General features: G+C 71.4%; 16 protein-coding genes and 1 pseudogene. 9 read left to right on the top strand and 8 right to left on the bottom strand.

Going from position 1 to position 19,717, the window contains the following annotated elements:
* Positions 1-127: 127 nt before the first annotated feature.
* Together U8D42_RS21260 and U8D42_RS21255 are read left to right on the top strand one after the other, a co-directional pair.
* Positions 128-271, top strand: coding sequence for a hypothetical protein (locus tag U8D42_RS21260; RefSeq protein WP_322858315.1), 144 nt, complete (start codon positions 128-130; stop codon positions 269-271).
* A gap of 13 nt (positions 272-284) precedes the next feature.
* Positions 285-890, top strand: a complete 606-nt coding sequence (locus U8D42_RS21255; protein WP_322858316.1) for a class I SAM-dependent methyltransferase — start codon at positions 285-287, stop codon at positions 888-890.
* Here the strand turns inward: U8D42_RS21255 and U8D42_RS21250 are convergent.
* Complete coding sequence (locus U8D42_RS21250) at positions 870-1,466, bottom strand: CGNR zinc finger domain-containing protein (RefSeq protein WP_322858317.1); 597 nt, start codon at positions 1,464-1,466, stop codon at positions 870-872. The two genes, U8D42_RS21255 and U8D42_RS21250, sit on opposite strands and share 21 nt — an antisense overlap.
* Positions 1,467-1,552: 86 nt before the next feature.
* Here U8D42_RS21250 and U8D42_RS21245 point away from each other — a divergent pair, with 86 nt between their 5' ends.
* Complete coding sequence (locus U8D42_RS21245; RefSeq protein WP_322858318.1) at positions 1,553-2,248, top strand: SDR family oxidoreductase; 696 nt, start codon at positions 1,553-1,555, stop codon at positions 2,246-2,248.
* Between the two features lie 241 nt (positions 2,249-2,489).
* Entirely contained in the window at positions 2,490-2,963 is a 474-nt protein-coding gene (locus tag U8D42_RS21240) for an SRPBCC family protein (protein WP_322858319.1), read from the top strand.
* 12 nt (positions 2,964-2,975) lie between these two features.
* Here the strand turns inward: U8D42_RS21240 and U8D42_RS21235 are convergent, their stop codons facing one another.
* The 3 genes from U8D42_RS21235 to U8D42_RS21225 all read right to left on the bottom strand — a co-directional run bounded on the left by U8D42_RS21235 (position 2,976) and on the right by U8D42_RS21225 (position 5,853).
* Entirely contained in the window at positions 2,976-3,722 is a 747-nt protein-coding gene (locus U8D42_RS21235; protein ID WP_322858320.1) for a methyltransferase domain-containing protein, read from the bottom strand.
* Positions 3,723-3,842: 120 nt separating this feature from the next.
* Entirely contained in the window at positions 3,843-5,219 is a 1,377-nt protein-coding gene (locus U8D42_RS21230; protein WP_322858321.1) for an adenylate/guanylate cyclase domain-containing protein, read from the bottom strand.
* A 40-nt stretch (positions 5,220-5,259) separates the two neighbouring features.
* Entirely contained in the window at positions 5,260-5,853 is a 594-nt protein-coding gene (locus tag U8D42_RS21225) for a TetR/AcrR family transcriptional regulator (RefSeq protein ID WP_085239389.1), read from the bottom strand.
* A gap of 115 nt (positions 5,854-5,968) precedes the next feature.
* Between U8D42_RS21225 and U8D42_RS21220 the strand changes: the two genes are divergently transcribed.
* Positions 5,969-6,943, top strand: a complete 975-nt coding sequence (locus U8D42_RS21220) for an oxygenase MpaB family protein (protein WP_090419708.1) — start codon at positions 5,969-5,971, stop codon at positions 6,941-6,943.
* Here the strand turns inward: U8D42_RS21220 and U8D42_RS21215 are convergent.
* Positions 6,940-7,521 (bottom strand): SRPBCC family protein, encoded by a 582-nt coding sequence (locus U8D42_RS21215; protein WP_244275136.1) that lies wholly within the window; start codon positions 7,519-7,521, stop codon positions 6,940-6,942. The genes U8D42_RS21220 and U8D42_RS21215 overlap by 4 nt on opposite strands.
* Positions 7,522-7,603: 82 nt before the next feature.
* Here U8D42_RS21215 and U8D42_RS21210 point away from each other — a divergent pair, with 82 nt between their 5' ends.
* Both U8D42_RS21210 and U8D42_RS21205 read left to right on the top strand, forming a co-directional pair.
* Positions 7,604-8,698, top strand: a complete 1,095-nt coding sequence (locus U8D42_RS21210; protein ID WP_322858322.1) for an AMP-binding protein — start codon at positions 7,604-7,606, stop codon at positions 8,696-8,698.
* A 35-nt stretch (positions 8,699-8,733) separates the two neighbouring features.
* Positions 8,734-10,104: an aldehyde dehydrogenase family protein gene (locus U8D42_RS21205; RefSeq protein WP_322858793.1), complete on the top strand. Its 1,371-nt coding sequence runs from the start codon at positions 8,734-8,736 to the stop codon at positions 10,102-10,104.
* A gap of 55 nt (positions 10,105-10,159) precedes the next feature.
* Here the strand turns inward: U8D42_RS21205 and U8D42_RS21200 are convergent, their stop codons facing one another.
* Complete coding sequence (locus U8D42_RS21200; protein ID WP_322858323.1) at positions 10,160-10,894, bottom strand: cutinase family protein; 735 nt, start codon at positions 10,892-10,894, stop codon at positions 10,160-10,162.
* A 263-nt stretch (positions 10,895-11,157) separates the two neighbouring features.
* Between U8D42_RS21200 and U8D42_RS21195 the strand changes: the two are divergent.
* Both U8D42_RS21195 and U8D42_RS21190 read left to right on the top strand, forming a co-directional pair.
* Positions 11,158-12,065, top strand: a pseudogene (locus U8D42_RS21195) (SDR family NAD(P)-dependent oxidoreductase).
* Positions 12,062-13,627, top strand: coding sequence for an AMP-binding protein (locus U8D42_RS21190; RefSeq protein WP_322858324.1), 1,566 nt, complete (start codon positions 12,062-12,064; stop codon positions 13,625-13,627). The pseudogene U8D42_RS21195 and the gene U8D42_RS21190 overlap by 4 nt, the downstream one beginning before the upstream one ends.
* A 15-nt stretch (positions 13,628-13,642) precedes the next feature.
* Here U8D42_RS21190 and U8D42_RS21185 read toward each other — a convergent pair whose 3' ends face one another.
* Together U8D42_RS21185 and U8D42_RS21180 are read right to left on the bottom strand one after the other, a co-directional pair.
* A complete protein-coding gene (locus tag U8D42_RS21185) occupies positions 13,643-18,466 on the bottom strand; it encodes a cation-translocating P-type ATPase (RefSeq protein ID WP_322858325.1) in 4,824 nt (1,607 codons plus the stop codon).
* Positions 18,467-18,622: 156 nt separating this feature from the next.
* Positions 18,623-19,573 (bottom strand): sigma-70 family RNA polymerase sigma factor, encoded by a 951-nt coding sequence (locus U8D42_RS21180; RefSeq protein WP_322858326.1) that lies wholly within the window; start codon positions 19,571-19,573, stop codon positions 18,623-18,625.
* Positions 19,574-19,717 lie beyond the last annotated feature (144 nt).

The raw sequence follows: 19,717 nt of genomic DNA, 5'->3' as shown, positions 1-19,717 counted from the left end.
CAATGGGGCTTTTCGCCGCGTTAACCCCGGCGCGGCGCATCCGTAAAGCGGGCCCGGTGCAATTCAATGAGTCGGCGCACAGGCCGAACACAGAAGGGTCGAAACCGTGGCAACACTGCCGTCGTGGATGAGCCAGAGCCCTACCAACATCGATGTGGTGACGCCGCTCAAGGCGCGCGCCTGTGACGCATTGCAGGCCGTGCTGCGCGGCGGCTCACCCCGTCCCCGCCCCACCGTGACGCTCATGCAGCCGGGCGCGGAGCGCTGCTGACCGCGCCGGGCCGGTGACCCGCGTCGTGGCCGACTACTGGAACCACAACACCGCGTATCACGGCTGGCTGGTCGAGATCGCCGCCCGGCACGGCGGCGATGTCCTGGATGTGGGCTGCGGTGAGGGGCTGTTGGCGGAGCGGTTGGCCGCGGTGTCACGCAGCGTTATCGGCATCGATGCCGACCCGTCCGCGGTCGGGCGGGCGTCCGAGCGGTTGCGGGCCGCCGGCAACGTGTCGGTGCGAGTCGCGCGGTTCGAAGCGTTCGAGGCGAATCCGCGTTCGTTCGACCTCATCACCTTCGTGGCGAGCCTGCATCACCTGCCGCTGCGCGAGACGCTGCTCAAAGCTCGTGAAATGCTCAGGCCCGCGGGCGAACTCGCCGTCGTTGGGCTGTCTGCCAACAAGGCCGTCGCCGACTGGATTTGGGCCGCCGCGTGCGCGCCGGCGGTGCGCGCCGGGTCGCTACTGCATCGCGAGACCCGCGATATCGGCGTGGCGGTCGCCGAGCCCAGGGAGAGCCTGCGCGAGATCCGCCGGGTGTCCGCGGAGGTCATACCGGGGGCGGTCATCCGTCGCGGCCTCTACTACCGATACCGCCTACTGTGGCGAAACCGTTGAGCCCGCTTCGCGTTCGCGCCGACGGGCCCGGGACGCGCGCAGGTTGGCGGCGTTGCCGCATGTCTTGACGTCGTGCCACACCCCGCTGTTGTTCTTGGAGCGGTCGTAGAACGTCGACCCGCAGTGGTGGTTATGGCACTGCTTGATGCGTCGCCAGGTGCCGGCCTGCTGGCTGAGCAGGATCTCGGCCCACAGGGCCGAGGCGAGCCAGCGCCAGCCGGAGCCGGTGGGCTCCAACCGCACCGCACCGTCGTCGGAGAGCACCAGGGATGCGGGAACGGCGCTTTGGCCGACGGGCGCCTCGCCGTTGACCAGCGAATCGAGCTTGGACCGCAACGCGCGCAGCTTGACCAGGTCCGCGTCGTCGAAGGTCGGCGGCGGCAGGTCCACGCCCCGGGCGGCCGACCAGGCCAGCACCGCGCCCGCCACCCAGTCGTGCGCCAGGGAGGTGTCGGCAAGCAGGTCCGGGCCGTATCCCGCGATCCCCCTGGTGTTGAGGAAGTCCTGCACCAATCCCAGACCGCCCGGGGCCGGGGTGAGGCCGTACCGCTGTGATGCAGACCATGCAGCAGACATACCTAAACCATACTTGACTATGTCGGCGCCGGCAACTACCGTGACAGAAGTAATCGATAATTACCTATGTCAAGGAGTTGTGCAACATGGTCAACATCAAAGGGTCGACGGTGGTGGTCACCGGCGGACAGCGCGGACTCGGCAAGGCGATCGTGGACGAGCTGCTGGCGCGCGGCGCGGCCAAGGTGTATGCCACGGCGCGGGCGCCCCGGCCCAGCACGGACCCGCGCGTGGTCAGCGTCGAACTGGATGTCACCGAGCCGGAATCTGTAGCGGCCCTGGCCCGTTCGGCTCCGGATGCCGACATCGTCATCAACAACGCCGGGGTGCTGGGGGCGCGGACGCTGCTCGACAGCGACATCGAGGAGGTGCGGGCGGTGTTCGAGACGAACTACTTCGGGGCCCTGCGGGTGGCGAAGGCGTTCGCGCCGATCCTGGCCGGCAACGGCGGCGGAGCCCTGGTCGACATCGCCTCGATCCTGTCCTGGATGCCCGGCTCGGGCGGGTACGGGGCCTCCAAGGCGGCGCTGTGGTCGGCGACCAATTCGCTGCGCATCGAACTCGAGAAGCAGGGCACCCTGGTGGTCGCCGCGCACCTCAGCTTCACCGACACCGCGATGGCGGCTGGCTTCGACGCGCCCAAGAACGACCCGCGGCAGGTGGCGCGCGCGATCGTCGACGGCATCGAGCGCGACGACGCCGAGGTGCTGGCCGACGACGACACCCGCTACGTCAAGGCGGCGCTGTCCGGACCGGTCGAGGCCCTGCCCCGGATGCCGTGAGCATGAAGGTCTGCCCGAAGGCAGATCCCCGTCTTAAGACGGTGGGTCAATCAGGCCCTTGCGGATGGCCTCGCCCAAAAATGGGCTTGTTGCACTTCGGGCAGACCACCGGGTTGCCCCGGCATCCCTACGGTCGCACCGCACGGCGCCGGCCTCGACGGCCGAAGGTCCCCAATGCGTCGGCCGAAGGTCACATCGGCGGCCAGGCGAGGCCGGCGGTCGACGTGTTTGGATAGGCGACATGACCGACACGGAAGCCGAACGCATCGTGAGCGCCACGCGCGTCATCGCGGCCAACGCCGCACGGATCTTCGAACTGATCGCCGATCCCGCGCGCCAGCCGAGCTGGGACGGGAACAACAACCTCGCGTCGTCGGCTCCGGGGCAACGCGTCCGCGCGGTCGGTGACGTGTTCAAGACGACGCTGACCACCGGTGTGGTGCGGGAGAACCACGTCGTGGAATTCGTCGAGGGCAGCAAGATCGCCTGGTGCCCGGCCGAACCCAGGAAGCAGCCGCCCGGTCACCTGTGGCGCTGGGAGCTCAGCCCGGTGAACGCCGAACTCACCACGGTGACCCACACCTACGATTGGACGGCGCTGACCGACCCCACCCGCCTCCCGCGCGCCCGTGCGACGACGCCGGACATGTTGCGCGAATCCATGGACCGGCTCGCCACGGCCGCCCAGGCGCCCGATTCGGGCGGGCAAGGCTGACCAGCGGCTGACTCAGCCGTTCTTGGCGCGCACCCACTGCACGGTGCCGAAGTTCTTCACCCGCACGCTGACGAACCCGTGGTCCTCCAGAATGTCGCCGATCTCGTCGTCGCCGAAGACGTGCGCCCCCACGTGCGGCAGCCGCTGAAAGAACCGGGCGGCCGGCCCGACGGTGGGCACCATGACGGCCAGCCGCCCGCCCGGCCGCAGCACCCGCGCCATCTCGCCCAGGGCCGCCGCCGGGTTGGGAACCAGCTGCAGCACGGCCGTCGAGATGACGGCGTCGACCGTGTCGTCGCGCAACGGAAGTCGCTGCGCGTCGGCCTTGATGAAGCCCACCTGCGGCCCCGCTTCGTTGCGGACGGCGCGCGCGAGCATGGCCTCGGAGATGTCGACCCCCAGGGCCAGCCCGTCCGCGCCGGCCGCGCGCGCCAGCGACGCGGTGACGTTGCCCGGGCCCGAGCCGACGTCCAGCGCGACGCCGCCCGGCGGGATGTTCAGCCACTCGAGAGGGGTTTGCCACGCGCTGATCAACCGTCGCGACAGGGCCTGCGCGTTGTCGTAGAGCATCGACCCGATCGGTGATGCCCACGCCGCCTGGATCGGCCCGGTGTTCTTCTCGACCTCGCCGCCCTCGGCGGATCCGTCGCCCAGCAGGTCGAGGTACCCCTTGCTGACGTCGGGATCGGCCGGCGGATCCGCGAGCAGGTCCAGCGCTCGGCGCAGCGCCGGAGGCAACGAAACGTGCACGTCGGTCATGCGTACTCCTTCGCGTGAAAAACCAAGCTGCGCGGCGGAACTCGGCCGGCAAGCGCGGGAGCCCCGAGTCCGTTGAGCCCCGGTGGCAGCCATTGAACAGGCTAGCCGAGAAGCGCGCGGCTATCGCGGGACGACCGCGTGCTCGCGCTGCAGCGAGTACAGCCGCCACTGGCCCGGCACGCCCTTGAGCGCCGTCTCGCCGCGGTCGCCGAAGCGGTGTCGGGAGCCGGTGACAATGTCGCGCAGTGTGGAGGACACCAGCACCTCGCTGGGCCCGGCGAGGGCGGCCACCCGGGCGCCGATGTGTACTGCCATCCCGGCGACGTCCTTGCCGCGCACCTCCACTTCACCGGCGTGGATGCCCACCCGCACCTCGATGCCCAGCACGCGGACCACATCGACGATGGTGTCGGCGCAGGCGAGGGCGGCGCTCGGGCTGCTGAAAGTGGCGACGAATCCGTCTCCGGCGGTGTTGACTTCACGCCCGCCGAACCGCTGGAGCTCGCGGCGCACGAGGGTGTCGTGGTTGTCGAGCAGGTCGCGCCAGCGATGATCGCCGAGCACCGCGGCCCGCTCGGTGGAACCGACGATGTCGGTGAACACGATCGTGGTGAGCAGGCGTTCGGCGTCGGAGACGCCACGCACGCCGGTGATGAATTCCTCGATCTCGTCGAGGACGGGGGCGGTGTCGCCGACCCAGTACAGGGCGTCCCGGCCGGGCAGTTCGACGAGGCGCGACCCAGGGATGTGTTCCGCCAGATAGTGTGCGTGCCCGACTGGGCTGAAGTCGGGGTTGTCGCGGTGCAGGATCAGCGTCGGGACGGCGACGAGGGGGAGTCGGTCGCGGACATCGCCCTCCCGGATCTTGTTGATGAAGGCGCGGGCCATGCTCGGTGATGCGGCCCGGTTGCCGGCCATGTCCCACCACGAGCGGAATGCGGCGTCGCCCGCCACGGAGGGGGCGATGATGCCGAGCATGTCGAATCCCTGCTCGACGGCGTCCGGTTCCATCCCGACCGTCGTGAAGCGATCGGCGTCGTCGAGGTTGGTGCCGATGGGGTAATCCGGACTGCGCAGCGTTCGCGCCGCGCCGTTCGCAATCACCAGGCTGTTCACCCGGTCGGAATGCTCGGATGCGAGAACCACACCGGCCAGCGACGTGAAACCCGGGGCGAAGATCGTTGCGCGCTCGCATCCCGCCGCGTTCATGACCGCGATCGCGTCCTGGGCCCAGGATTCCGGGCCGAGCATGTCCAGCGACGCGACCCGTGACGACAGGCCGATCCCGCGCTGGTCGAAGCGGATCACCCGGCAGAACGACGCGAGCCGCCGGTGGAACCGGTACATCGACGGCTCGAGGTCGACGCAGTCGATCGGGATTAACGGGCCCGGCAGCACGAGCAGGTCGATCGGGCCATCGCCGAAGACCTGGTAGGCGATGTCGATCTCGCCGCAACTGGCGTACCGGGTCCGTGGAGCCGCAAAACCCCCAGCCACGTCTTCAGGCTAGTGCAGGTCACCGACATGCCATAGCGCGTCACCGGCGGATGATCGGGACCAGGTAGCGGGCGGCGTACTCGCGGACGGCCGCGGGGTCCGACGTGTCGAGCCGGTCGGTGGGGAAGACGATGATGCCCAGGGCGACGCGAAGCAGGATATCGGCGATGTTGGTCAGGTCGCGGTCGGGGATGTCGGCCCCGCACCGGCGCAGGGTGTGGGCGATGCCGTCGGCGAACTGGCCGATGGGGAAGGCCTGCGATCGGGAGAACATGCCCAGGAGCTCGGGTTCGCTGTCGGCGATCCGGGAGTACAGCGGGGAATCGTGGACCAGGCGCACCCCGAGGGCGAACGCCTCGATCACGGCCTGTTGCGGGTCGCAGCCGGTGGTGGCCCGGTCCAGCGTGGTGAAGAACTGTTCGGCCTCGCGCCGCACCACGTGCCCGAACAGGTCGTCCTTGGTCGGAAACCGCCGGTAGATGGTGCTGCGGCTGACGCCCGCGCGGGCGGCGACGTCTTCGATGTTGGCCCGGCGCACGCCGTACGTCTCGAATACGGCGCGCGCGGTGTCCAGGATGGTGCGGTCGAGGTCGCTGATCTCGACGAGGTTGCCACCAGGGCTGTGGTTCGGCATGGCTCACGACCCCTTTCTGCAATCTCGCCGCAGAATGCTAGGCTGCGACACAAAGATACGGTTTTGTTTCATCGCTTCGCAAGCGCATCGCAGGTCCGAACCGCAGGAGGGGAGCATGACGGCCCAGGACGACGTTGTGACCGGCGCCCCCGCCCGTTCCACGGCGGGCGCTCGATTCGACACCGGCGTTCGGGAGGCGGTGCCGATGCCGGTCGACGGGCCGGCCGGCGAGGCCGACGACCTCGCGCGGTTGGGACCCGAGTCGTTGATCTGGAAGTTCTACGGGGACAACCGCACCCAGTTCTTTGGTTTCCAGCGCACCGCCGGCGTCGAGAACTGCATCGAACAGCTGGCCCAGGGTGTGCTCGACCACTCGGTCATCTTCAGCGACATGTTGGGCCGGGCCAAGCGGACCGCGCCGCCGCTGATGAAGACCGTGTACTCCGACGAACCCCGCGAGTGGGGCCGCAAGGTGCGGGACTTCCACAAGACGATCAAGGGGACGATCAGCGACGGCTCGAGGTATCACGCGCTGAACCCGGAACTGTTCTACTGGGCGCACGCCACCTTCGTCGACCAGGTCATCTACACCACCGACACGTTCATCCGCCGGCTCTCACACGCGGAGAAGGCGCAGATCTTCGACGAGGGCAAGGTGTGGTATCGCCTGTACGGGGTCAGCGACCGCGGCCAGCCGCAGACCTACGACGAGTTCCTCGCCTACTGGGACGAGATGCTCGAGCGGTTCGTCCCGCACAAGACCGTCCTGTACGGCACCGGCTACATCCGGAAGGGAATTCCCGGCCCCCGCCGGGTCCCCGGGCCGGTGTGGAAGGTGCTGTCGGCGCCCCTCAACGCCTACACCCGCCTGGTCCTGGTCGGAACCATGCCGCCGCAGATGCGCGCGGTCTGCCGGCTGGAGTGGGACGCCAAGCGGGAGAAGCGATTCCAGCGGTTCGCCGCCGCCATGCGGGCGCTGAACCCGCTGATCAACCGGCTGCCCGTCGGGGCGATCTACACGCCATGGGCGGCCAGGGCGTGGCGGCGCTCGGGCGTCGACCCGCGCCGGTTGCACAACCGCTCGGCTTAGCTGCTCCGTTCGGCGGCGGCGATGCCGCCTTTGAGCAGCTCGTCGATGACCTTCTTGAACACCGGCAGCATCAGCCGGTCCACACCGGGAATCTTCAGCGTTGACCGCAGGTGCCAGCTGACCTCGGTCCCCGTGTCTGTTGCGCGCAGCCGTACCGTGCCGATGTGATCCCGGGTCGGTGCGCCGGAGAGCATCTTGTACGCGTAGCGGGTGGGGCGCTCATATTCGATGATCTCCTCGACGAATGGGGGTCCGATCGCCGCCAGACGTCTGATCGCGCCGACACCATTCGGTGCGGGGGTCCCCTCGCGATCGAGCGTGCTGCGCCGGATCGCCCACATGTAGTCCGCGATCCGGCGGTGGTCGGTCATGACGTCGAACACGGTCTCGATCGGCGCCGCGGCGGTTCGGGTCAGGGTGAACTCGATCATCTGCAACCCATCCTGCCGATACGCGCCGCCGGTATCCAGTTGTGCACCGTCATGGTTCGTCCCCTCTCGCTGAGAGAGAACATAGCCGAAACGGCGTTTCGCCGGGGTGCCGCGGCACGCCCGCTCCGAAGTGAACAGCGGGTTCATGGCGGCGAAATTCCGTGCGAAGTAAGCCAATACGGTGACGGGCGCTTGGCGAGCGGATGAGGATGGGCCAGTATCTGTTGATATGGCCGATGTCGACTTCTCGTTGTTGGATGTTCCGCGATCGGACCCGGTCGAGGACCCCGAGGCCTATCTGCGCGCGGCGATCGCGTGGCACTTCGGCGAGGACACCGGCTCCGCGTTCTGGCTCCGGACCGCCGCGACGCTGGACTTCGATCCGTTGACCGACGTGCAGACGTTCGCCGATCTGCGCCTCTTCCCCAACCTGGTCAACGAACTGCGCGATGTGCCGGTGGAGGACCTCATCCCGCGCGGCTACGGCGAACCGCGCCCGGTGCCCCAGGTATTCGAGTCCGGCGGCACCACCGGCGCGCCGAAACGGACTGCGCAGCTACCGGATTGGGTCGCGCAGGTGGTGCGCTGGCAGACCGAGGACTTCGCCTGCGGCGGGTTTCGCCGCGGCGAGGGCTTCCTGTGCCTGATGCCCAGCGGACCGCACGGGGTGGGCTTTTTCTCGCGGCTGGTCTCCGAGCGGCTGGGCGCGACTTTCCACGCGATCGACATCGATCCCCGTTGGGTGAAGAAGCTCGCCGCCCGCGGCGCCGCCGCCGAAGTCGCCGCCTACGTCGACCACGTCGTCGAGCAGGCCGTCTTCGTGCTGCGGACGCAGAGCGTCGCGAACCTGCACACCACCCCGCCGCTGCTGGAGGCCATGGCCCGGGACGACCGGGTGGTCGAGTTGATGAACGACAAGGTCCGCTACCTGTTGCTCAGCGGCGCGCACGTGGACGCCGACACCCTCGACCTGCTCCGCGACCTCTTCCCGGCGACGACGATCACCATGGCCTTCGGCAGCACCATGGTGCTCTCCCAGGCGGTCACGCGAACGGACGACGGCGACGCGTTCGTGTTCGACCCGCGGACACCGTACGTGGTGTTCTGGGTGGTCGATCCCGACACCGGCGATCGGGTGCCGTACGGCCAGACCGGTCAGGTGGTGATGCACCACGTCAGCAAGGGCATGTTCATCCCGAACAATCTGGAGCGCGACCTGGCGGTCAGGGTGCCGGGGCCGGCGGGCGAGCTCAGCGACTCGGTCAGTGCGGTCCGCCCGGTCTCCACGTTCGAGGGCGAGGCCGTCATCGAGGGTGTGTACTGATCATGGCGGGCGAATCGGTCGGCGCCGCGGCCGATTTGGTGCCGATCGACGCGCTCGGCCCCGCCGAGCAATATCGGACCCGCCGCCGCGAGGTCCTGCTCAGCACCGCCGGCGCCGCGGTCGCCGAGCTGAGCATCGTGCCGCCGCTGTATGTCTCGCGCGCCCTGGCCGCGCAACGCAAGGCGGCCCCACTGCCCGTCGGTCAGCGCGCGGCGGCACTGTCGGCGGCCGCGGGGATCTTCACCGAGGGCGTCATCGCCGGATTGGACTTCGAGGGCTACGTGCGGCTGGCCAGCCGGATTTCGGGGCTGCCGATCGCGGTCACCCGCGCCGGGGCGCGCGGGGTGGCGGACGCCGTCGGCGGCGCCTTCGACGCGATCCGGCCGGCCCGCCCGGTGGGCGCGACGCTGGATTGGCGTGCGGAAGCCACCCGCCGGGGAGGTGCGGTATGGGCGCGGCGCGGGGAGGTGTTCGCCGTGCACGCGGCGGGAAACGGTCCGGGCGTGCACGGCTTGTGGCCGCAGGCCCTGGCACTCGGCTACCGGGTCGCGGTGCGGCCGTCGCGCCGCGAGCCGTTGACGGCCCACCGGCTGGTGCATGCCCTGCGGCAGGGCGGATTTCGCCCCGAGGACGCCGTGTACCTGCCGACCGACCATGCCGGCGCCGACGAGATCATCCGGTCGGCCGACCTCGCCATGGTGTACGGCGGGCAGCAGGTCGTCGACAAGTACGCCGACGACCCGGCGGTGATCGTCAACGGGCCGGGGCGCAGCAAGATCCTGATCACGGCCGAGCAGGATTGGCGCGACCACGTCGACCTCATCGTCGATTCGATCGCCAACCTCGGCGGCATGGCCTGCGTCAACACCACCGCCGTGCTGTACGAGGGCGACCCCGCCCCGCTGGCGCGGGCGATCGCCCAGCGGTTGGCGCAGATCGAGCCGCTGCCCACGGACGACGAGCGCGCGACCCTGCCCACCCAGCCCGTCGAAAACGCCCGGGCCGTGGCGGATTACCTGGCGGCCAAGGCCGCCGGGTCGACGCCGCTGCTCGGCGCCGAGCAGGTGGTCGCCGACCTCGGTGACGGCTACGCGGCGCTGCGCCCCGCCGTGCATCTGTTGCCCGCTCCCGACGCCGACAGGCTCAACATCGAGCTGCCCTTCCCGTGCGTCTGGGTGTCGCCCTGGTCGGTCGACGCCGCCGTCGAGCCGCTGCGGCATTCGTTGGTGCTCACCGCGCTCACCGAGGACGAGCGGCTGATCGACGCCCTGCTCGCCGAGCCGACGATCGCCAACGTGTACTTCGGGCCGCACCCGACCTGGTACGCGGCACCGGCCATTCCGCACGACGGGTTCCTGGCCGATGCCCTGATGCGCAACAAGGGCTTCATCCGCGACAGCGGCTGACCCGAGGAGTCAGGGCGGCGTGGTTGATGACGAGGAGCCAACGAGCCGTTCCGGCTCAGCTTCCGAAGCCGCCCCCGCCGCTCGCGAGCGTCGTGGCGCCGCCGGTGCCCAGGTGGCTGGAGGCGAAGGCGACGCCTTTGTCGATCATGGCGCCGTCGTCGGCGTAGGTGTTGTGGGCGGCGAAGTTCATGCCGTCGGAGCAGACCGGGTCTTCGGTGGCGCAGACCTTGATGGTCTTGTCCTGATACGCCGGGCCGATGACCACCGGCGGCTCGCCGAGGAAGTTCATGGCGCGCACGTTGGGCATGCCGAACAGCACGACCGAGGAGACGTGGCTGGCCACCGAGGGGTCCAGGGGCTTGGGCACGGTGTTGGGGTCGACGCCGTCGGGCACCGAGGGTGAGGTGACGAAGCCCATCACGGCCGCGCCCTGGGAGTAGCCGCCGAGCACCATCCTGGTGTTGGGGCAGTCGTGGGCCATCGAATTGACATGAGCCGCGGCGTCTCTGATGCCGTCGACGCCGGTGTCCCATTGGTCGCTGGCGGGGTAGTTGACCGGGTAGACGTCGAAGGACTTGGCGCCCACGCGCGAGTGCAGCGCGTCGACGAAGGCTTGTCCGGTGGGGCCCACGCCGGGGGCCTCGCCGGTGCCGCGGGCGAAGACCACCTGGACGTCCGGACATTGGGCGGCGGCGGTGGGCAGGGCGGAACCGACGAGGGCCGAGGCGCCGAGGCCGGACGCGGCGGCGACTGCTGGAGCAACAAAACGGGCTATTTGACGTGCGATCATGCCGCAATGGTGCCCAGTGAGCAGACCGCCTAAACAAGCGAACCGGGGAAATTACTGCGAATTCACGCCGGGGGTCGCCGCGGGGTATGCGGCTGAGATGGCTTGCGCGCGGGCCTGATCCGTCGCCGCGGCGCGCCCGCGGGTTCGGCGCGTCCCGCCGACGGGGCGGGGCGGGGCGCGCGGCCCGGTCGCGATGTGGTCTGCTAACTAGACGAGTCGAGCGCTCGGTGAAGCCATCCGCCGATGCTCGACAAGCGGTGCGAATGAATGCAGCGGCAGAGTTGAATCCAGTAGTGCAGGTCCTCAACACGGTCACGGACCACTTGGCCAATCCGGCGCGGGTGTCGGATCCCGACAGGCTGCGCCGCGCCGTCAGCGGTAAGACGGTCCTGATCACCGGCGCCTCGTACGGAATCGGCGAGGCGACCGCGCGCAGGTTGGCCGCCGGGGGCGCCACGGTGCTGGCGGTCGCCCGGTCGCAGGAGCGGCTGGCGGACCTGGCGGCGTCCGTCAACGCCGCCGGCGGCCGTGCGATCGCGTACCCGACCGACCTCACCGACGAGGCGGCCGTCGCCGCGCTGACCAAGGAGATCACCGAGCGGCACGGCGCGCTCACATCGTGGTCAGCAACGCCGGCAAGTCGTTGCGCCGCTCGCTGCACGACCAGTACGACCGTCCCCACGACTTCCAGCGCACCATCGACATCAACTATCTGGGGCCGATCTGGCTGCTGCTGGGGCTCCTGCCGGCCATGCGGGAGAACGGGCGCGGACACATTGTCAACGTGTCCAGTGTCGGCGTGCGGGTGGTGCCGGGGCCGCAATGGGGCGCCTACCAGGCGTCGAAGGGGGCCTTCGACCGGTGGCTGCGCAGCGTGGCGCCGGAACTGCACGCCGACGGTGTGGACGTCAGCACCGTCTACTTCGCGCTGGTCCGCACCCGGATGATCGAGCCCACCCCCATCCTGGGCCGGCTCCCCGGCCTGTCGGCGGACCAGGCCGCCGACGCCATCGCCAAGGCCGTCATCGATCGGCCCCGCAGCAGCGAACCGCCGTGGGTGTTGCCGGCCGAGTTGGCCTCGGTGCTGCTGGCCGGCCCGGCCGAACGCGCGGCCCGGCTGTGGTACCGGCGGTTCTTCTCGGGGTCCGGCGCCCGCGAGGCCCGCCGATGACCACCGAGGGGGTGGTCGGCACCGCGGCCCGGGCGCTGCTGCGCTCGCGACTGCTCGCCCCGCCGTCGCCGCTCGCCACCCTGCGGCTGCTCCTCGAGGTGCGCCGCGGCGGCACCAACCCCTACACGCTGCTGGCGGTGACCGCGGCTCGCTGGCCCGACCGGGCCGCGATCGCCGACGACGACGGCGTCTGCGACTACCGCGAGCTGCGATCGACCGCCGAAGCGCTGGCGCACCGGCTGTCCCTCGACGGTGTGGGGCCCGGCGACGCGGTGGGCGTGATGTGCCGCAACGGGCGCGGTTTCGTCGCCGGCTTCTTCGCCGCCGCGCTGGTGGGCGCCGACGTGGTCCTGGTCAACACGGACTTCCGCACCGACGCCCTGGCGTCGGCGATGAGCGCGCACCGAATCGGCACGATGATCGCCGACGACGAATTCGGCGAACGCGTGCGCGCGGCCGACCGATCGGTCGCCCTCATCGACCCGGCGAAGGACACCGCCCGGGCGGGCGATCCGCGGCCCGGCGTGGCCGCCCCGGGCCGGATCGTTCTGCTGACGTCGGGCACCACCGGCACACCCAAGGGGGTGCCGCGCTCACCGCAACTGCGCTCCGCGGTGGGCGTGTGGGTGACCATCCTGGACCGGACCGGCCTGCGCACCGGGTCGCGAATCTCGGTGGCCATGCCCATGTTCCACGGGCTCGGGCTGGGCATGCTGATGCTGACCGTGGCCCTCGGCGGCACCGTCCTCACAAATCGCCACTTCGACGCCGAGGCCGCGCTGGCGCAGGCGTCGCTGCATCGCGCCGACGCGTTCACCGCCGTGCCGATCGTGCTCGCGCGCATCCTCGACCTGCCCGAGCGCGTGCGGGCCCGCAACCCGGTGCCCTACCTGCGGGTCGTGATGTCGAGCGGGGACCGGCTCGATCCCGCCCTCGGGCAGCGGTTCATGGATGCCTACGGCGACATCCTCTACAACGGTTACGGTTCCACCGAGGTCGGGATCGGGGCCCTGGCCACACCGGCGGACCTGCGCGAGGCACCGGAAACCGTCGGCAAACCGGTCGCCGGCTGCCCGGTGCGCATCCTGGACCGCAACGGCAGGACCGTCGGCCCGCGCGTCACCGGCCGCATCTTCGTGGGCGGCGAACTGGCGAGCGAGGGCTATACCGGCGGGGGCGCGAAGACCGTGATCGACGGCATGACCAGCACCGGCGACATGGGCTACCTCGACAACGCGGGCCGGCTGTACATCGTCGGCCGCGAGGACGACATGATCATCTCCGGCGGCGAGAACGTCTACCCCCGCGCGGTCGAGAACGCGCTCGCCGAGCACCCGGCCGTCGCCGACAACGCGGTGATCGGCGTTCCCGACGAACGCTTCGGTCACCGGCTGGCCGCGTTCGTGGTCCTGCAGCCGGGCAGCGACACCGACCCGGAAGCGCTGCGCGAATACCTCAAGGACAGGGTCTCCCGGTTCGAACAGCCCCGCGACATCAACGTCGTCGCCAGCATCCCCCGCAACCCGGCCGGCAAGGTCCTGCGCAAGGAGCTGTCCGGCTAGGCGCGGGGTGCGGCCTCAGTCGTGCTTGGGTTCCAGCGCGGTGACCTGCTTGGTCAGCCAGTTGGGCGCCAGCACCGAGACGACGGTCGCGCCCGCGGTGGCGCTGATGACGCCGCTCCAGGCGACCGGGCCCAGCGGGGTGCAGCCGAAGAAGTGGCTGACGCCGGGGGTTTGGACGATGGCCACCAGCACGCCCGCGCTGCCCAGCGCCGTGCCCAGCACGAGCGGGCTGTGGCGGCGCGTCAGCAGGGTCTGCGCGAGCTGCGTGGTCACCAGCGCGGTCAGCCCCATGGTCGACGTGCGGCGCTCGGTCCCCGGTGTCCACCGCCCGATCGCCCACGCCGCCGTCGCGCCGGCCGCCGTCACGGCGCCGCGGGTGACGATCTGCCGCATCAGCGGCGCGTCGAGGGACGGCGACGGCCCGGACAGCGTCGCGAGCTGGAAGGCGCGGTGCAACTCCTCGGCGTCGCGGTCGACGCCGTCCTCGGCCTCCTCGGGCTCGGGATACTGCGGGGTGACGGCAACCGCCAGCGCGGGGAACATGTCGGTCAGCAGGTTCACCAGCAGCAGCTGGCGGGTGCCCACCGGGGCGCGGCCGGTGCCCAGGGCGGTGCCGATGAGGGTGAACAGCACCTCGCCGACGTTGCCGCCGACCAGGATGCTGACCGCGTCCCGGACGCCGCCCCACATCCCGCGGCCCTCGACCAGCGCGTCGAGCAGCACACCCAGATCGCTGTCGGTCAGCACGATGTCGGCGGCCCCGCGCGCGGCCGACGAGCCGCGGCCGCTCACGCCGATGCCCACGTCGGCCATCCGGATGGCGGCCGCGTCGTTGGCCCCGTCGCCGACCATCGCGACCGCCTGCCCGCCGGCCTGCAGCGCCGCGACGATCTGCACCTTCTGCTCCGGGCTGACGCGGGCGAAAACCTGCACGTCGGCCGCGACCTTGGCGCGGTCCTCCTCGCCGAGGTCCGCCAGCTCCGCGCCGGTGATCTCGCGCGCGTCCGGCGGCAGCCCCAACTGCCGGGCGATCGCCCGCGCGGTCACCGGGTGGTCGCCGGTGATCAGCACCACCCGCCGGCCGGCCTCCACCAGCGCCTCGATGAGTGGGCGCGCCGACGGGCGCGCGGTGTCGGCCAGACCGACGTAACCCAGCAGCTCGAGGTCGTGGGCGGCGGCGTCGACGGCGTCGGCGTCGGTCTCCTCCTCGCCGGTCGTACCCTCCCAATGGCGCTGCGCCACCGCCAGCACCCGCAGGCCCTGCTCGGCCAGGCGCAACACCAGCGACTCCGCGCGGTCCTGCTCGGCGTCGGAGTCGGCGAACCGGCAGCGCGGCAGCACCTCTTCGGGCGCGCCCTTGACCATCAGCATCGGGCCGCCGTTGCCGCCCGTGATGCCGATCGCGGCGGAGTATCCGCGACTGGACTCGAACGGCACCTCCGCGAGCACGGTCCAATCCGAGGCCCATTGGGCGTCAACGGAATTGGCCGCGGTGAGGATCGCCTCGTCGGTGGCGTGCGCGTGGCCGCCGCCGTTGTGCGGCTGTGTGCTGCTGCGCGCGGCGGCCCGCAATACGGCGGCGGACGCGGGGTCGCCCAGGTCGGGGAACGCACCGCGCGCGTCGGTTCCGTGCGGGACGCCGCGCACGACGCGCAGATGGTTCTCGGTGAGCGTGCCGGTCTTGTCGAAACAGATCGTCTCGACCCGGCCCAGGGCTTCGACCGCACGCGGCGTCCGGACCAGGACCCCCCGCCGCGACAAGCGCTGCGCGGCGGCGAGTTGGGCCAGGGTGGCCACCAGCGGCAGGCCCTCGGGGACGGCCGCCACGGCGATCGCGACCCCGTCGGCGACGGCTTGGCGCAACGATCCCTGATGCAGCAGCGCCAAGGCGGTCACCGCGGCGCCGCCGGCCAGGGTCAGCGGCAGGACCTTGCTGGTCAGCTCGCGCAACCGGGCCTGCACCCCGGCTGCCGACTCGACGTCGGCGATGGCCGAGATCGCGCGCTGCGCGGCGGTACCTGCCCCGGTCGCGACGACGATCGCGCGGGCCCGCCCGGCGACGATGGTGCTGCCCTCGAACAGCATGCTGGCGCGGTCGGAGTCGGCGACGGCCACGGGTTCGACCTGCTTGTCCACCGGTAGCGATTCGCCGGTGAGGAAGGACTCGTCGACTTCGAGGTCCTCGGCCACCAGCAGGCGCGCGTCGGCCGGGACCACTTCCGGCGCGGCCAGGTCGATGATGTCGCCGGGCCGCAAGGATTTGGCGTTGACCGACACCGTCCGCTCGGCGGTGCGGGCCGCCTCCAGCCGGCGGTGCGCCGTGGCGACCGCGGGGACGACGACGCGGCGCGCGTGCTGGTCCTGCTCGGCGAACAACTCGGCGACCGCGGCCTCGGCGCGCAGCCGCTGCACCCCGCCCGCGATCGCGTTGGCCGTCATCACGCCCGCCACCAACAGCGCGTCGACGCTGCTGCCGACGATCGCCGAGGCCGCCGCCCCGACGGCCAGGATGGGGGTCAGCGGATCGGCGAGCTCGGCCCGCGTCGCGGTCAGCAGCCGCCCCACCTGGCTCGCCGGACCGCGCAGCGGCGCGACCATCGGGTTGTAGGACAGGTCGTCGAGCAGCTGCCGCCAGGGCGCCACGCCGGGCTCGACGGCCAACGGCCGCGTGCGGCTGGCCAGCCGGGCATAGACGATCTCCGGATCCAGGGCGTGCCAGGCGGTCAGCGGCTGCGGTGTGGGGTCGGCCAGCCGGAGCACCCGGGACGCCGCGAAGGTGCCCTGCATGAGGGCGGCCGCGGCGGCGGCGTTGACCGGGTTGAGCCAGCGCTGCACGGCGAACGGGCTGAGGGTCCGCGGATCGCCGGTGACCAGCAACAGCCCGGCCAGCGTGCTGCCGCCCTTGGCCAGGCGCACCGCCGACTCCGTCGCCGCCCGGGCGACCGGGAGCGCCGAGAGGATGCGCACCGCCGCGGCCAGGTCGGTGCCCGTGATGATGTCCGCCGTCCAGGGCGTCGCGGCCTGGGGGTCGTCGAGCGCCACCCCGACGTCGGCGATGGCCAGCGCGGCCAGCGTGTCGGTCGACGCGAAGTCGCGGTGCAGCGCGGTGATGAGCAACACCGGCCCGCGGTCCGTGCGCAGGTCGCGCACCAACTGCAGCAGCGGCGTGCCTGGCGGGTGGCTCACCGCGACGCTGGCGGTCAGGTCCTCGGTGCCGGCGACGTGGCGCAGCACCACCCGGGCGCCGGTCCGGTGCGCGATCTGCAGCAGCGGGATGGCGAACGGGTCGACCTCCCAGCCGACGTCGACGCTGCCCACCCGCTCGCCGTCGACCACCAGATCGGCATGTTCGAGCCCCTGCGCCGGCGTCGCGGACGATCCCTGCGCGCGGACCCACCGCAGGCGGGCGCCGGTGGCCGGCAGCTCGTCGGGGTCGGGTTCGGGCGCCTCCTCGCCGTGCAGCAACGCGTCGGCGACCTCGTACACGCGGTCCTCGTCCCACCCGGGTACGTCGCCCCGGGCCTTGAGCACGGCGCGGTTGTCGCCCCGCAGCGCGGCCCCGTCGACGACGACCACCTTGACGCGGTCCAGCCGCCGCAGCGCCCCCGGGTCCAGGAACAGCTGCCCGGCGTTGGCCAGTCCGCGCCCCAGCACGGCCGCGAATGCCTGCCGGCCCGTGTGCGCCGCCCGGGGCACGCCGGCCAGCAGCGCGCCGGCCGCATCCTCGGTGCCCCCACCGGCCAGCAGCGCACCGGCCGCCGCCACCAGCGACGCGTTGGCGGCCTGGTCGGCGTACTCCTCGACCGGCCCGGCCATCGATCCCTTGGCGGTGTCGATGGCGGCGTCGATGGCCCCGCCCACCACCACGTGCGACGCCTCCCCTGCGGCGGCGGCGGCCGAATTGTGGCGCGGCGCTTGGGATTTGGGGCCGGCCGAGGAAATCACCGGAACCACCGGCGCCTGCGGCCGGTTGGGCGAGGCCAGCTCCGGCTCGCGGTCGCGCCAGCGCTGCCGGTGCGCCGCGGCCTCGGAGACCTGCAAGCTTCGTTGGGCCAGATCCAGCAGCGGCGTGCCGACCGCCTGTGTCAGCCCGTTGGCCAGCGCGGTCGACGCGCTCAGGGCGATGTCGGTGCCGACGCGGCCCAGCCGCGATTCCAGCACGGCGACTACCCGCGGCTGATGGTTCAGCAGGGCGGCGGCCGCGCGGGCGCTGCGCGGTGCGACGGGCAACCGGCCCAGCCAGCCGGTCACCGCGGCACCGATGGCCGCCACGTCCATCGCCGCGGCGGTGGCCGGCACCAGGATCGCCAACGGGTTTCCGGGGTCGGCGAACGGCGCCGTGCGCGTCGAATCCTTGCCGACGACCAGGGTCAGGTCCGCCGCGACGCTGCAGACCGTGTCCCGGACCCGGTCCAGCACCGCGTCGTTGTCGCCGTCGTTGTCGAATTCGACCACCAAGCGGCCCAGGGCGCCCTCGACGTGGGCGGCGGCCACACCCGGAATTCGGCGGACCGGCTCCTCCACCACGGGCGCGTGATCGTGCCAACCGGGGAACGGCAGCAACGGATCCAGGTCCAGATGCACCCGCCGCCCGCTCTGCCACCGGATCGGCGGGGTGACGCTGCGCCCGGAACCGTTGCTGGGACCGATCACTCCGATGGCGCGGCCGGTCGTCTGCGCCATCGACTGCACGACCGGGACCGCCAATTCGGCGACCGGGCTGGCCAGATTCTGCAGGGCGTCGGCGGCACCGGCCGCGGTGGACATGCCGGCTCGCACCACCTGCGCGGCCCCGTCGGTCATGCCGGCGACGACGCTGGCAACGCCGGGAATCCTCACTCAGTCACCCTTCGATTACGTCTACCGCGCCTAATGATCCTGGGGGGCATGGGGCCTGTCCACATATGCAACGTGGACCTTGCGGCGGCACCGATGACTCCGGTGGGTCGGGCCTTCCTTCCGTGACCGGAGGTGGGTCGCTTCCCTGCGGACAGGTTACCGGCTCGACGGCAAACCAAACGTGCTGAAGAGGCCCGGGTCCAGGAAGACCGTGATGGTGGCGATCCCGTCGGCGCCCGCGGTGAGGACGTGGATGGAATGGGCCCGCATCGCGCCGCCGGCGTCGCGCCGGTACTCGGCGACCGCGGGTTGCGCGTTCGCGGCCGTCGGCATCATCGCGATGGCCCCGGGCTCGGCGAAAGCGCGCGCGGCGAGGAACCGCAGCACCGGGTCGCGGCCGGTGAACCACACGGGCAGAGGCGGCATTTCGAGTTTCACATCCGCTTGCAGCGCGGTCAGCGCAGCCATGTCGGCGTTCTCGAACGCGGCGCAGTAGCGGTCGATGAGTTCGCGGCGCGCGGCATCGTCGGGCTCGGCCAGGTCGTCCTCGGCGGGGGAGAGCTCGGCGAGGTGGGCCCGCGCCCGCTGCAGCGAGCTGTTGACCGCGGCCGGCGTGGTCTCGAGCAGCTCGGCGACCTCGGCGGCGGTGAACTGCACGACGTCGCGCAGGATGAGCACCGCTCGCTGGCGGGCGGGCAGCTCCTGCAGGGCCGTCATCACGGCCAGCCGCAGGCTTTGCCGCGCGGTGACGTTGTCCTCCGGTGTGAGCATCAGCGAGTCGGGGATCGGCTCGAGCCACTCGTGGGCGCCGCCGGTCGCGTCGAGGCTGGCGTCGGGGTCGATCGATCCGTCGCCCAGCCCGGCCGGCAGCACCCGGCGGGCGCGGTTCTGCAGGGCCCGCAGGCACGCGGTCGTCGCGATCCGATACAGCCACGTTCGCAGCGCCGCGCGTTCCTCGAACGCCGGGTAGCCGCGCCAGCCGTTGAGGTAGGTCTCCTGCACCAGGTCCTCGGCGTCGTGCACCGACCCGAGCATGCGGTAGCAGTGCGCGATCAGCTCCGCGCGAAACGGCGCCGCCTGCGCGATGAAATCCTCCCTCGCCGGCATGGCATCTCCTGTCTGGGCCGCGACCTAACGCTACTGAAGTACAGAGACAGTGGGCCGCCGAAATTCATCGCTGCGCGGGCGATGAATTCGCGCGCCGCGCCGGCTCTCAATTGGTGAACGCACCTAGTGAGAGCGAGGACGAAC

The sequence above is a fragment of the Mycobacterium europaeum genome (assembly GCF_034555895.2).
Lineage (GTDB): Bacteria > Actinomycetota > Actinomycetes > Mycobacteriales > Mycobacteriaceae > Mycobacterium > Mycobacterium europaeum.
The sequence above is the reverse complement of the archived record's forward strand: the minus strand, read 5'-3'. Positions and strand labels throughout refer to the sequence as shown.